Origin of the sequence: Desulfoferrobacter suflitae (genome assembly GCF_022603395.1) — a bacterium.
Classification (GTDB): Bacteria; Desulfobacterota; Syntrophobacteria; order Syntrophobacterales; family Syntrophobacteraceae; genus Desulfoferrobacter; species Desulfoferrobacter suflitae.
Window position 1 is genome coordinate 121,379 of sequence record NZ_JAIBKA010000009.1, and the last position, 13,196, is coordinate 134,574.

The 13,196-nt window shown below is 53.2% G+C and carries 12 protein-coding genes; 6 read left to right on the forward strand and 6 right to left on the reverse strand.

From position 1 onward, the window contains the following. Window positions 1-46: 46 nt before the first annotated feature. The 5 genes from K1V27_RS16200 (at window position 47) to K1V27_RS16220 (ending at window position 5,256) form a co-directional block, all read left to right on the forward strand. The gene (locus K1V27_RS16200; protein ID WP_258931088.1) at window positions 47-775 is read left to right on the forward strand and encodes a TetR/AcrR family transcriptional regulator; all 729 of its coding nucleotides are present in this window, start codon (window positions 47-49) and stop codon (window positions 773-775) included. A 52-nt stretch (window positions 776-827) separates the two neighbouring features. Beyond that, the gene (mqnE, locus tag K1V27_RS16205; RefSeq protein WP_353740601.1) at window positions 828-1,937 is read left to right on the forward strand and encodes an aminofutalosine synthase MqnE; all 1,110 of its coding nucleotides are present in this window, start codon (window positions 828-830) and stop codon (window positions 1,935-1,937) included. Between the two features lie 93 nt (window positions 1,938-2,030). Further along, the gene (gene mqnC / locus K1V27_RS16210) at window positions 2,031-3,086 is read left to right on the forward strand and encodes a cyclic dehypoxanthinyl futalosine synthase (RefSeq protein WP_258931090.1); all 1,056 of its coding nucleotides are present in this window, start codon (window positions 2,031-2,033) and stop codon (window positions 3,084-3,086) included. Window positions 3,087-3,235: 149 nt separating this feature from the next. Next, window positions 3,236-4,423 carry an amidohydrolase family protein gene (locus tag K1V27_RS16215; protein ID WP_258931091.1) on the forward strand — a complete coding sequence of 396 codons (1,188 nt, stop codon included), beginning with the start codon at window positions 3,236-3,238 and terminating at the stop codon, window positions 4,421-4,423. Beyond that, the gene (locus K1V27_RS16220; protein ID WP_258931092.1) at window positions 4,396-5,256 is read left to right on the forward strand and encodes a menaquinone biosynthetic enzyme MqnA/MqnD family protein; all 861 of its coding nucleotides are present in this window, start codon (window positions 4,396-4,398) and stop codon (window positions 5,254-5,256) included. The genes K1V27_RS16215 and K1V27_RS16220 overlap by 28 nt, the downstream gene beginning before the upstream one ends. Before the next feature lie 158 nt (window positions 5,257-5,414). On the opposite strand, the gene K1V27_RS16225 is transcribed toward K1V27_RS16220, so the two are convergent. From K1V27_RS16225 to K1V27_RS16250, 6 genes are all read right to left on the reverse strand, one after another. Next, window positions 5,415-6,704 carry an IMP cyclohydrolase gene (locus K1V27_RS16225; protein WP_258931093.1) on the reverse strand — a complete coding sequence of 430 codons (1,290 nt, stop codon included), beginning with the start codon at window positions 6,702-6,704 and terminating at the stop codon, window positions 5,415-5,417. 186 nt (window positions 6,705-6,890) lie between these two features. Then, window positions 6,891-8,021, reverse strand: a complete 1,131-nt coding sequence (locus tag K1V27_RS16230) for an OmpP1/FadL family transporter (RefSeq protein WP_258931094.1) — start codon at window positions 8,019-8,021, stop codon at window positions 6,891-6,893. Between the two features lie 2 nt (window positions 8,022-8,023). Next, window positions 8,024-8,989, reverse strand: coding sequence for a hypothetical protein (locus tag K1V27_RS16235; protein WP_258931095.1), 966 nt, complete (start codon window positions 8,987-8,989; stop codon window positions 8,024-8,026). Window positions 8,990-9,315: 326 nt separating this feature from the next. Next, window positions 9,316-9,552: a hypothetical protein gene (locus K1V27_RS16240; protein WP_258931096.1), complete on the reverse strand. Its 237-nt coding sequence runs from the start codon at window positions 9,550-9,552 to the stop codon at window positions 9,316-9,318. A 154-nt stretch (window positions 9,553-9,706) separates the two neighbouring features. Continuing rightward, a complete protein-coding gene (locus K1V27_RS16245; protein ID WP_258931097.1) occupies window positions 9,707-9,943 on the reverse strand; it encodes a hypothetical protein in 237 nt (78 codons plus the stop codon). Between the two features lie 705 nt (window positions 9,944-10,648). Continuing rightward, window positions 10,649-11,587 (reverse strand): hypothetical protein, encoded by a 939-nt coding sequence (locus K1V27_RS16250; protein ID WP_258931098.1) that lies wholly within the window; start codon window positions 11,585-11,587, stop codon window positions 10,649-10,651. 359 nt (window positions 11,588-11,946) lie between these two features. Here K1V27_RS16250 and K1V27_RS16255 point away from each other — a divergent pair, with 359 nt between their 5' ends. Continuing rightward, window positions 11,947-13,014, forward strand: coding sequence for a uroporphyrinogen decarboxylase/cobalamine-independent methonine synthase family protein (locus K1V27_RS16255; RefSeq protein ID WP_258931099.1), 1,068 nt, complete (start codon window positions 11,947-11,949; stop codon window positions 13,012-13,014). Window positions 13,015-13,196 lie beyond the last annotated feature (182 nt).

The window sequence follows — 13,196 nt, forward strand, 5'->3', positions numbered from 1 at the left end:
GCTTTTAAAGTTTTCCTGGCTTGTATCATGTGGCAGGTATGCTCGGTTGAAGCTTCCTCGAGAAACTTTTAACAATTTGGAAGGCGACAAACAGCAAAGAATTCTTGCAATAGCAATTGATGAATTTGCATCGCATGGCTTTCGCCAGGCCAGTATGAACCGCATGGTGCAGAAGCTGGCCATCGCTAAGGGATCCCTCTTCCAATATTTTGTCAATAAGGAGGGGTTGTTCCGGGTGATCTTCGACCATGCTGTGGAGCTGGTGAGGCGTTCTTTGCGCCAAGTCAGGCAAGATACGGCGGAGCAGGATTTTTTTCAGCGCATCGGTCAAAGCCTGTCAGCCGGAATCAGGTTTATCCAAAAACATCCCAAAATTTATCGTATCTACCTCAAAATGATTTTTCAGGAAGATTTCCCACTGCGTGCCGAATTCCTACAGCAGGTGCATCTTTTTTCCAGTGAATACCTGCGCCCCCTGGTGGAGAAGGGCATAGCCGACGGCGAGCTGCGTTCCGATCTGGACGTCAACATGACCGTCTTTTTTCTCGATGCGCTCATGGACCGTTTTCTGCAAGCTTACTGTGTTTCCTTCCTGGATGCCGGAGCCGGGATATACGGTGCATCCGAGAGTGACCTGGAGCGTTATGTCGATGAATTCATCGGACTCATTCGCACCGGCATGAGCGCGGCGGTGTCCGAGGGGAAGGCAGTGGATCGAACCGGAAACGGCTTTGGTTTGCAGATGGCGGTCGGCATGGAGCGCGAGGTCGAATAGCAGGGCGGGATTGGACGGGCTGCATGACGGCCGGGACAGGATCATACGACTCATGGTGAACTACTCTTGGTATAAGCAACTGCAACTGGGGGACATTTTTGCAAAGGTCGAAGCCGGTGAGAGACTGACCTTTGCAGATGGGCAGCGTCTTTTCGCATGCTCCGATGTGCTCGCTGTCGGCGCCCTTGCCCACAAGGTGCGCCTGCGCCTGCACGGCAATAGGGCCTTCTACGTGATGAATCAACACATAAACTATTCCAACATCTGCGTGAATGGGTGCAGATTTTGTGCTTTCGGCCGCCAAAAGGGCGATCCCCTGGCTTTTCAGCTGACGGCAGCCGATGTCCACCACAAGATGCACGACAGCCTCACCGCGCCCATTACCGAGGTGCACATGGTCGGCGGGTGTCATCCCGACCTTCCACTTGCGTATTTTGAAGATCTTCTTCGGACAATAAAGCAAGTGAGGCCGGATGTGCTCATTAAGGCGTTTACGGTTGTCGAAATAGCGCATTTTGCTGCTCTGGAAGGCTGCTCCAGCCGTGAGGTCCTCAGGCGTCTGCGGGCGGCAGGCCTGGATATGCTGCCTGGCGGCGGGGCGGAAATATTCAGTCCGCGTGTGCGGGCGCTGCTGTGCCCCGCAAAACTGAGCGGTGAAGGCTGGTTGAGGGTTGCACGGGAGGCTCACGAGCTGGGCATTAAGTCCAATGCTACGATGCTTTACGGTCATGTGGAAAGTAACGAAGAAAAGCTCGACCATATGCTCGCTTTGCGGGCGTTACAGGATGAAACTCAAGGTTTTGTCTGTTTTATCCCGTTGCCGTTTCAGCCGGCCAACACCCAGGTATGCGAAGTCGGGCCCACAACCGGCGTGGAAGATCTTAAAACCATGGCTGTCAGCCGGCTGATGCTCGACAATATTCCTCACCTGAAGGCCTACTGGATCATGCTGACGGTGAAGCTGGCTCAGGTGGCCCTGCATTTTGGCGCCGATGACTTTGACGGTACGGTGGTCGAGGAAAAGATCGGACACATGGCTGGAGCCGAATCCGAGCAGTCGCTCACGCGCCAGGAATTGGAACGTACGATTCGAGATGCGGGCTTTGATCCTGTCGAACGCAACTGTTTTTTCCACAAGGTATCCAATTGTCATCGTGTTTAGGGAAATGATTTTTGGCTATGGCAAAAATATTATCTTGGAAGCCTTAGTCTTTCACGATTGAGCGGTTCCCCGCGCAGCAGGATAAGCAGCAACATGATGAGCATTGGCGATGTTATCAAGAACGGAACAAGACTGGGTTTTGCAGATGCCCGAGATCTTTACCAAAACGAAGATTTTCATGGGCTTGGTCACATGGCGCATGCGGTTCGACTGAAAAAACGCCCGGCGGACTATGTCAGTTATGTTATCGACAGGAATATCAATTATTCCAACATCTGTGTCTGTGGATGTCGGTTCTGCGCTTTTTATCGGCCTCCCGGGGATCGCGAGGGATACGTTCTGAGCCACCAACAGGTGGGCCAAAAAATCGAGGAAACCCTGGCGCTGGGCGGAACTCAGATACTCATGCAGGGCGGGCATCATCCGGATTTGCCCCTGGCGTTCTATGAAGAACTCCTCGGCTTCATCAAGAGTCGCTACCCGATCCATATCCACGCGTTCTCACCCCCGGAAATTGTGCACTTCAGCAAGCTCGAGGCCATTGCCGTGGAGCAGGTCATCTCCCGGCTGAAAGCGGCGGGGCTGGATTCGATACCGGGGGGTGGAGCGGAAATTTTGGTGGATTCGGTGCGGAGCCGTGTTTCTCCAAACAAGTGTTCCTCCCAAGAGTGGCTTGACGTCATGGAGCAGGCGCACCGCCAGGGCATGCGCACCACTGCAACCATGATGTTCGGTCACCTGGAAGCTCTCGAGGATAGATTGGAGCATCTTTTCGCCTTGCGCGACCTGCAGGATCGAACGGGGGGATTCACTGCCTTTATACCCTGGGCTTTCCAGCCTCAGAACACCGCCATCGCAAGGCCCGCGGAAACGGCCGTGGCCTATCTGAGGCTCCTGGCCATTGCGCGACTGGTTCTGGATAATTTTGACAACATCCAGGCTTCCTGGGTCACCATGGGGCCTAAGGTAGCCCAGCTGGCGCTGCATTTCGGGGCGAACGACTTTGGTTCGACCATGATTGAAGAAAATGTCGTGGCTGCGGCGGGTGTCAGTTTCCGTTTATCCATCAAGGAGATAAGGCGCATCATTGAGGCGGCGGGGTTCAAGCCGCGGCAGAGGACCATGGCCTATCAATGGGTTGCTGATTGAGGGCGATTGAAAAGCCCGAAACTCAATTTTCGAACAAGTGCTTAGACGAATACGCAAGCGGGAAGCTCGAAAGGCCAGGCATTTTGATTTCAAGCAATTCTGCATCGACTGATCAGATGGTTTTGCACAGGGCCGAGTGGGTTGTTCCAATGGATCGTCCGCCCATTCCGAATGGTGCGGTTTTGGTGTCCGGCGATTCCATTGTGGAAGCGGCTCGCTACCAAGATCTCAAGGCTTTTTTGTCAAGCGGAGTGCAACAGGTGGAGCATGGTGCCGCCGCTCTTGCCCCCGCTTTGGTCAACGCGCACACGCATCTTGAGCTGTCCTTCCTGCAAGGCAGAATCCCATTGCCCCAGCGGAGTTTCGCTGATTGGCTGGAGAACCTGTTCTCACTGCGGGTATCGGCGTCGCGGCAGGAACAGCTGGATGGAAGCCGGCGGGGCAGATGGCAGGTGCTGAAAAGTGGGGCCGGTTTGTATGCCGACACCAGCAACGAGCCCGGTTTGGATGTTTCAGACGAGTTCCCCGCAAGGCACATTTTTCGAGAAATTCTGGGGTTCGATCAATATGATCTGCAGGCGGCAGTGGCTTCGGACATCCGCGCACCACAGGCGGCAGTCGGCCGGACGATCAGCCTGGCGGCGCATGCCTGCTATTCCACTTCGGCCAGTCTGATTCAGCAAGCCAAAGCATGGTGCCGCGAGCACCGTCTGCCCTTTAGCATCCACGTCGCAGAACATGGGGATGAGATCGAATTTCTGCAAACCGGCAGCGGTTATTGCCGCGAATTGTTGCAGCGCCTTGGCAGATGGACCCCCGGCTGGCGAGCACCACACACATCACCCGTGCAGTACCTTGACTCATTAGGCGTTCTGGACCGGGAAACGTTGCTGGTCCATGCGGTGCACATGCGGCAAACCGACTGGGAGACAGTCGCCGGCAGGGGTTGCGCCGTATGCTTCTGCCCCCGTAGCAACCACAATCTCAATGTCGGCCGGGCGGATATTGAAAAGAGCTTGCGGTATGGAATCCCGGCCTGCCTGGGGACGGATAGCCTGGCCAGCAACAGTGATCTCGACCTGTTTGCTGAAGCAGTGCACCTTCTGAATCACCATCCGAAGGTCTCTCCCGATGCCGTCTTTTTCATGATGACGCACGGCGGGGCCCGGGCACTCAAACAGGCTCAACGATTCGGAAGCCTGGCCAGGGGAAGGCATTCGACTTTTTTGTCGATCAACTTACCCGGCGCAACGGGTTTGTCCCGGCTGAGTGAAAAACTCATACATCAGGGTCATAGAGGAGAATGGAAGTGGGTCAATTGCCTCCGGAACAATTGAAGTTGGGAAGAATCGGGTTCTTAAATGTGCTGCCGGTATATTATCCGCTCGAATATGGACAGGTGCCCCACTCTTTTCACCTCGTTTGCGGCACGCCGGCGTATTTGAATCGGCTCATGGCCGGAGGCGAGCTCGATCTCAGTGTGGTATCGTCCATCGAATACGCGCGCCATCCGGAGCGCTACTATGTGCTTCCCGATCTATCGATCAGTTGTGCCGGCCAGGTCAAGAGTGTTCTGCTGCTCAGTCAGGTTCCCATTGACGAATTGTCCGGCAAAGAAGTGCTGGTCAGCGCCCAGTCCCACACCTCCGTAGCTCTGTTGAAAATACTTTTTATGGTTCACCGGAATGTGAAGGTCACATGCAAAGTCGGCAACTGCTCGCAGGCTCTCATGCAGGGCACACCACCCGCCGCCTTTCTCGCCATAGGCGATGAAGCGCTGAGACTGGGCACCCATGAGCTCTATCCGCATCGACTGGATCTGGGTGAGGAGTGGTTCAAATGGACCGGATTGCCCTTTGTGTTCGCTCTCTGGGTGATTCAGCGTCAGCTGATCGAACAATGGAATGGCTCCGTGAAAACCGCAATCGAGAGTCTTCTCGAGGCCAAGCGGTGGGGGTTGGCCAATCGTCAGAGGATTTGTCAGCAGGCCGCCCACAAAGGCCTTCTCAATGCCTTGGAGCTGGAAGAGTATTACCGCCATTTGAATTTCGATCTGGACAGGGGTCAGCAAAACGGTTTGCGGCAGTTCTACCGGTATCTCATTCAAATCGGGGAGACCCTGAGCGCTCCCCCATTGGAAATCTTCTCGCCCCTGGCCTCGGTGGCATAAAGTTGTTGGTCCGAGAATTTCGCCTGGACCTCATGCGGATCCACACTGAGACGCGGGAATGCTCGTGGCCACCGGGTTGCGGCGCCCGCCCCGGCCCCCTCCGGCGGCATGCGCCGGAGTGAGCACAAGGCGGTTTAAAACCATGTCGGTGGGCCCTCTCAGTGTTTGAAAGCCCGTTGCCCGGTAAACACCATGGTGACGTTGGCTTCGTTACACGCCTCGATGACTTCCCAGTCGCGCATGGAGCCTCCGGGTTGAACCACGGCAGATATTCCCTGACGAATTCCCACATCGATCCCGTCACGGAACGGAAAGAACGCATCAGAAACCATGGCCGCACCTCTCAGGCCACCGTTGGCTGCCTGCGTTTCCGCATCGACGGCATCTTTTTGGGCACGGTCCCGCTCGCCCTTCTCGATGGCAAGCTCCAGGTCCTTGTAGGATATGCCGTAGCGATCATGGCAGAGGGCGTCGGCATATTTCTGGTACGCCTTGTATACCGCAATTTCGGCGACCCCTACCCGATCCTGCTCTCCTGTCCCGATACCGACGGTGCATTCGTCCTTCACGTAGAGCACAGAATTGGAGGTGACGCCCTGTTCCACAAACCAGCCAAACAGGAGATCCCTGGTTTCCTCCCGGGATGGTTCCCGGTTGATTCGGTAAGACTTGTTCTGATATGTGGCTTCGGCCGGTTTCAGGTCGGCGCTGTTCAAAATCCTGTTCAGTGGAGACTGTTGAACGATGATTCCGCCGTCCATGAGAGATTTGAAGTCGACAAAGCGGAGCGGAGTGTAATCGGCCAGCCGATCGATTTTGGCCATCTGGATGATGCGCAGATTGGGCCGATTTTTCAAAATATCCAGAGTGCCTTCCTCATAATCCGGGGCTGCTACCACCTCTAGATAGTTCTTTGCGATGAGTTCCGCCGTCTCCTTATCAACCACCCGATTCACAACCAGGCAGCCGCCAAAGGCGGCGATGCGATCCGCCCGGTTGGCCCGATGATAGGCTTCCGCCACAGAATTCCCATAAGCCGCACCGCATGGGTTGTTGTGTTTCAATATCACCGCCGCAGGCTTTTCCATCAGATATTTGAGGATGTTGAGACCGTTATCGAGGTCGGTGAGATTGATCTTCCCGGGATGTTTCCCCTCCTGCAGCATGTCTTCTTCCTTGATGGCACTGACAAGTCCGCTGTTGGGATCAATGAAGCGGCAACCGCCAAGGCTTAGGTGACCTCCAACCAGTTCATAGAGTGCCGCTTCCTGCCCTGGATTTTCTCCGTAGCGCAGCCCTTTTTCAACCAGCTCTCCGCTCTTGGAATCGGGGAACTTCCAGGCGCGTTTCCGGTAGATCAACTTTTGTTCTCCGAAAGAAATCTCCATGGAATCGGGGAAATGGTCTTCCATGACGGTGCGGTACATCTTTTTCAAATCTTCTGCCATGGTGCCTCCTCAAAGAAAAAAGCCCGGGTTTGCGATCCAGGCTTTTTTCCAGTAACCGTTCACCATACAGCTCTTTATGAACCACAAAGGCGCAAAGAACGCCAAGGTTGTGCCCTTCAGGGAGGATTCTTTGCGTGTCTTTGTGCCCTTCGCGTCTTTGCGGTGAACGATTACGATTAAATGCAGTTAAAACTTGTAGCTCAGGCTGAGCCCGGCAAGATGCGCCTTTCCACTATCGAACTTCGAATCCATGATGCCTTGACTGAGCTGATAGGGGGTTGCTTTGAATTCGCGGTCCAATATCCAGATGTAGGTGTAGGAAAGGTCCAGCGTCCAGTTGCGCCAGCGAAATCCGGGTCCGAAGCTGAACAGGTGACGGCTGTTGGCCGGCAGCAGATAATCAGCGTACTCATCGTCGACGGGGGATTGGTCGTAAATGTAGCCGGCACGTAGATCCAACCAATCCATTGCGGTGTATTCAAAACCGACCTGGGCTCGCCAGGTATCATGCCAATTTTTGTCCCGCTTGACTGAATCAACCGGTGCCGGGACAAAGGGAGGGCCAATGATGGGCTGATCATAGGAAATGGTCAGCGATTCATAGGTGCTCCAGCGCACCCAGGTCCCGCCGATCTCAACGCTGAAGCGTTCCCAGGGCTTGAACATCAATCCCATGGAGAGCGTATCAGGCAGTGTGATGTCGCCGCCCGCACCCGTATTGGGGAACGCTTGCGGCGCCAGCATTTCTAAAATTTGTGGTTTGTTGAAGTCAACATTTCCCGTGACGTTCTGCTTGATCTTGCTTCGGTAGGAGATGCCGAACGCGCCCCATTCGCATGGCTGGTAGCGCAGTGCGAGGTTCCAGCCGGCGGAGAAAGAATCCCCGGTCAGGTTCTGCCGGACGTCATACATGGGGTTGTTCATGCGCAGGGCGTCGATTTTGTTCTTGAGCCTGAGGTCGAACCACATCAAATCGATGCCGCCTGCCACAGAAATCTGGTCATTCACCTTAAATGCCACATTGGGATTGAAGGTGAGGGATTTGATCTCGGCATCGTAGGAATTGTAACGGCCGGTCCAATCCGCCGGGAACAACGTGCCCAATCCAAACTGACCGAAAACGCCAAAACCAAACCAGACTGAGTCGTTAAACTGATAGGTGGTGTACAGGTGCGGGGGCATCCAAACGGTGGCGTCCGAGCTGGTTTTCGTTTTCTCCCCGCTTATGGGATTGGTTGTGGTCACATCCACACTGGGCAGGATAAAAGTGGGGTGGTGAAAATCATGCCCAAATCCTGGAGTAAGAATTGATGCCATTTTTATTCCGTACTTCTCGCCACTTTCAGGAATGCTTTTCTCTGTGATTGAACCGATTGACCGATTTTTTCCTTGAACCATTCATGGATCTTTTTAGTTGGAACTGCTTGAAGCGCTGTTTGGATTGCGTCCTGGGTCGTCTTCGATAGAAAAGCTGAAAATGATAGGAGCATGGATGTAAAACCACTTTTGACTTGATCTTGTTCAAGGGTCTTGAACTTACCAATAGCCGATTCAAGGACTTCGCTGCTTCCAAGCAGAACTTCGTCTGGTTTGGCATTTAATGATTGTTGTTCTACAAAACAAATCAATTCAGCGCGAACCCGGTTTGCTCGATCGTCATTGCCGCATTCCTCGATAGCAGTTTCCAAGTCGATACTGCAATAGCGGTAGATTCCAACGGACCTCACGAAATCAACGGCACTCTCGACCACATTCATCAGAGTGCTCCAGCTACCAATTTGTTCACGGTATTCGTGCAGCCAACCAAGCTTTTCATTCATCCGGGTGAGATCGAGTCCATCATTGCTGACTCCTCGATCCAAGTAATTGAGCACATCTTGTCCCCATTGGACCAACTTATCCACGTTCATGTAGCGCGCCTTGCTCCTCTGGTTGGGTGGAGCGAACGCCATTAGATTCGTTTGCTGAACTTTCTTGGCAGTCTGAGCGGCGCTTTGAGTAAACTTGATCCAGTCTTCGTCGTCTTGAAGTTCGCGCTTTAGCAGGACGGCTCCCTTGTGTTTGATATCGTAAATGTAGCATGTGTTTTGGTACTGGCGGCAGAATCTTTCAATTCCCGACTTTATGTCCGGCCCGTAATCACCCACGATTTGCCGAGGCACCCCGGTTTTCTCAATCGTTTTAACAAGCTGTTCATACACGATGGCGCCGTTGGAGTGCGTCACGGGCAACAACGCAATCGGTTCCACATCTTCATGGGTCAGGCGAAGCTCAACAGCCGGCAAGGAACTCTGGCGAATCCCCACAATGACTAAACACTTCTCACTTCCCAGTTGAACGGTGTGGTCCACTATCCATATCCAGTCCGTTGCTTTCTCCTTTGCTCGCTCAAGCTTATAGTAGCCCAAACGAAGCAACCAAAACCGACCCGCATACCAGGACGGAGTCGATCTACCGAGTCCCAAAGAGGATGAAATGATCTTGAGAATCCGACTTGCCCCTCTCAGACTCGATCCCCCTGATAAAACAAACTCCACGAAAAGAGAGATATGCGCGATGGAATAGGTATGAAACGTTGGGACGATGTCGAATTTCTCACAGCCAGGGATGCTTATCGTTTTTTTTCCTGCAACTCTTCGAGCTCCTTTTCAAGCTTCTTCACCCTTTTTTTAAGATCTGCCTTGCGCTTCTCCAAGTACCGAATCTTGTTGCTCAGCAATTTGATCTGGTACTTTGCGCTCAGGCATTTGGCCTTCCATTGGTCACGGCTTTCTTCAAAAAATTTGATGAGCTTGCGGGCCGGGCTTCTGTAACAATCACTTTCAGATTTCGAGTTCTTATCAAGCATGGATCGGTTCCTCCTAAAAGATGAGAGCCTAAAATTCTATCCATACTTGAATTTATTCAAAAAGTCCCGCACAATCGACTTTGTTATGTTGAAAATACAACAACAGTTCGGAACAATTCTCGGTTGAAATATTTGAGCATATCAGGGACGATTTTCACCACCCCAGGATAAAAGTACCGCCCACCATCATCTGCAACCCGGGTAACTGGGTAATGCCGGCCGGGTTGTAGTAAACTGCGGAAGGATCATCCGCCCTGGCAACCAGGGCACCGCCGAGAGCGTTTCCGCGTGCGCTGCCTTCATACAGAGCAAAACCCGCTCCAAAACATACCTGAGCTCCCCAGGCAACAACGATGAGTCCCGCTAACAAAACTCGAATGTAAGCCCTCATTCTCTCCTCCTCCTCTCTCAATCACACAGTAGCCCCAAAAAAGTGTTACCTGCTATGCAAGCTCCTCCAGAAATCCCAGCCCCGAGTCACCTCCTTCCCCTGAAAACCCCCATCTGCTGTCAGGGAACAAGCCAGGAGCCTGTCCGGGCATGCCGACCCGGCATCACCCCGGCAAACCTGCAAAATGGGGCGTGACGCCCGATTGCCTGCCGTCCTGACGGCGTTTGAGCGCTACACAATCAAGTGGCCGAATTGCGCAGGTCGGCTCGAGTCACGCGGTACACGTGACAAAACCCAACCTGCACCCTGGCAGGCCCATTTCGGACACTCTATTGTGTGCAACTGTACTCAGTCTAAGCCACCCGGGGGATAATGGAAATCAAGTGTGAGGCGTGGTATTGAACTATGCGAATGAACGCTCATAAATCTACACGTCGACCCCTTCCCCCTCCCTCGCTGGAGCACAAAATCTAGCAGAACATTCTTTCACCCGTCAAGGGAAATATGGTTTTTTTGTGCATCTTTTCGTAGTCTTAGAATATGTTTACCGGATTGGAACGGAGCCTTTTGCCTGCTGCACAGGGTCCGCACTGGTGCGTGGTGAAACGCCGCCTCCCGCATGGGCTTCCCCGGGGGCTTATAGGGAAAAAATGGGTCGATTGGGCCTAAAAGGGCGGCTCCTCGGTGTCAGGGTCTCTACAGCGCTCAGCGCTCCAGCAGTTTGGAGGATTGCCCGGAGTGCTCCAGCTGCAGACTGTTGCTGACGTATCGCAGCCTTTGCAGATCTTCCGGCTGCAATTTGTCGAGGGCGGCAAACAAGTCGGAAATTTTAAAAAAAACGACGATTTCGTTAGGATAAATGAGATGGATGTCTGTTTTGAACTGATTCTGGTTCAAATTGTAGACATATACCAGGCCTTCGATGAACTTGAGCAACCTGCCGACTCCGCTGCTCCGGCCATTGCGATAGGGTTCGTCGGCCCAGGGTGACAAAATGATGTCGCGCCGAGCCAGGTACTCTTGAATTATGGCATAATGAATGTTCCAGAGGTTATCCTCCGGAAGCACCACGCGGACGGCGTAATAGGCGGCCGGTTCTCCTTTGGCGGGGGATTGAGGCTTAATGGGTTTGCGCAGGGCGGAGCCGATGTCGGCCTCCTGAATACTTGGCAGGATTGGTTCACGTTCAATGGAAGGGTGCAGGCGCTTCAATATCTCGTCAATGGTCCACTGTTTACCGGCGATTTCAAAGGGTTCATCGGGACGTACTATGAAATCAACACTGTCTTCTAATCCGTACGCCTCCCGGCGTTCGTCCTGGCTGGCTTCAGGATGGATTTCCGGCAATGGGGGAGCGGGTGGTAACTCCTCCGGTTCGCCTTTGGAATCAATCGACTTATCTGGTGCAGGAATCGCGGTTCTTTTGATGGCCTGCGCCTGGCCCGCGGGTCCTTGGATTGAGCCGGCGGCCGGCAATGAATCTCCCTTATCGGCAGCGGGTGGACCTTTTTGCGCCGGTTCGTCACTTGCACCCGGAGTCAGGAAGGGGGTCAGGACTTTACCCAGGTTTCCATGCCACAGGAGAAGGCCGACGGCTAAGGCGGCAAGTACCGTCGCGTATATGACCAACTTTGGTTTGGGCATCCACTCACCTCAAAAAATGCGGAGGACTGACCAGTGCGCATGTTGGGTTTCACTGCGTTCTACCCAACCTACGGAATTCAGCCCCTCTTGCACAAGTTCGGCCGCGCGTTGTTGCCCAGGGACGACCGTTTCAATAAGTTTTGCAAGGCACTCGATTAATAATTATAAAAATTACTGATTCATGTTATCTTATTATATATAATTTTCAACATTAAACAGAACTCATGAAGGATGGACGACATTTATTTCCGCAGGGCGCTGCAAATTGACCTGACGCTGTAAATGTGATACGCAATGCAGCCCCTGCTGATTTGCGAGATGCACAGGCGATGCAACACATCTGCGAGAAAGAGGTATCCATGGACAATTGGCGAGCGGATGGCTCCGTCACACTGGTGGGAAGTATGCCTCACCAGGATCGAGAAGAGGCGATCGATCTGGTCATTCGGGCGGTTCCCGAAATCCCGGTATGGCCGCAGCTTCCAGCCTATAAGAGCGAACAGATGATGGTTCAGTACCTTGAGGGCTTGCCCGGGATACAGGAAGGTGCCGAGGATCTCAGGGTGAAGACCGATTCTGCTCAAATCGACCAGGAATTATATTCCTTTTATGAAGAATACCTGGAGATTCAAGCAGGAAGTAAAGACCTTGCAGGCTCACGATTCCAACTGGGACCGGAAACCGGTAAAACGTTCTACCGGTTCATGGAGGTTCTGAGCCGATTAGATCTGCCCTGCAAGGCGGTCAAAGGGCAGATAGTGGGTCCCTTCACGTTGCTTTCCGGCTTGAAAGACCAGCGGGACCGGGCGCTCCTTTACGATGAAAGGTTTGTGGATGTAGTGGCCAAGCATCTGGCCATGAAAGCCAAATGGCAGGTGCAGCAGCTCGAGTCCCTGGGGCATCCGGTAATTTTGTTCCTGGATGAACCTGCTTTGGCAGGGTTTGGGTCGTCGGCCTTCATCAGCGTATCCCGTGAATTGGTTCAGGGATTACTCACGGAAGTGGTCGATGCCGTTCACGCGGCGGGAGCTCTAGCGGGAATCCATGTCTGTGCCAACACAGATTGGTTACTGGCTTTCGATTCAAACGTTGATATCATTAATTTTGATGCCTACCACTATTTTGAAAAATTTGCCCTGTACAAAGACCGCATTGCCCGGTTCATTTCCATGAACCGCAAGATAGCCTGGGGAATGGTGCCGACTTCTGATCCTGCAACAATCATTGAAGAATCGGCGCAGCGCTTGGCCGATCGATGGATGGATCAGGTAGCCGAGCTGTTTGAGGGTCAACCCGGGTTAGGAGAGATCTTGTCCTGCTCACTGTTTACACCCAGTTGCGGCTGCGCAAGTCTCTCTCGTGAAATGGCGGAACGAGTGATACGGCTGACTCATGAGCTCGGTCAAATCATGCGCCGGCATGCATAAAAGCTGTGCCTTTGTGCGGAGAGCTCCCGGAGCGCTTGACAGTCGCTCGATCATTGATTATTTTTAGTGCGCCTCAAGAGCAACTGACAAAAATCCATTCAGCATTTCACCATTCATAAGAGATGAAAACTGATATTTTGAGTGCATAGATGTTTGTGAATTACGGCCGCGTCTGTAAAGAT

Bases quoted from the DNA above. Each gene is read 5' to 3' on its own strand.
- mqnE (WP_353740601.1), top strand. From the start codon at position 828: ATGGTGAACTACTCTTGGTATAAGCAACTGCAACTGGGGGACATTTTT.
- mqnC (WP_258931090.1), top strand. From the start codon at position 2,031: ATGATGAGCATTGGCGATGTTATCAAGAACGGAACAAGACTGGGTTTT.
- K1V27_RS16215 (WP_258931091.1), top strand. From the start codon at position 3,236: ATGGATCGTCCGCCCATTCCGAATGGTGCGGTTTTGGTGTCCGGCGAT.
- K1V27_RS16225 (WP_258931093.1), bottom strand. From the start codon at position 6,704: ATGGCAGAAGATTTGAAAAAGATGTACCGCACCGTCATGGAAGACCAT.
- K1V27_RS16230 (WP_258931094.1), bottom strand. From the start codon at position 8,021: ATGGCATCAATTCTTACTCCAGGATTTGGGCATGATTTTCACCACCCC.
- K1V27_RS16240 (WP_258931096.1), bottom strand. From the start codon at position 9,552: ATGCTTGATAAGAACTCGAAATCTGAAAGTGATTGTTACAGAAGCCCG.
- K1V27_RS16245 (WP_258931097.1), bottom strand. From the start codon at position 9,943: ATGAGGGCTTACATTCGAGTTTTGTTAGCGGGACTCATCGTTGTTGCC.
- K1V27_RS16250 (WP_258931098.1), bottom strand. From the start codon at position 11,587: ATGCCCAAACCAAAGTTGGTCATATACGCGACGGTACTTGCCGCCTTA.
- K1V27_RS16255 (WP_258931099.1), top strand. From the start codon at position 11,947: ATGGACAATTGGCGAGCGGATGGCTCCGTCACACTGGTGGGAAGTATG.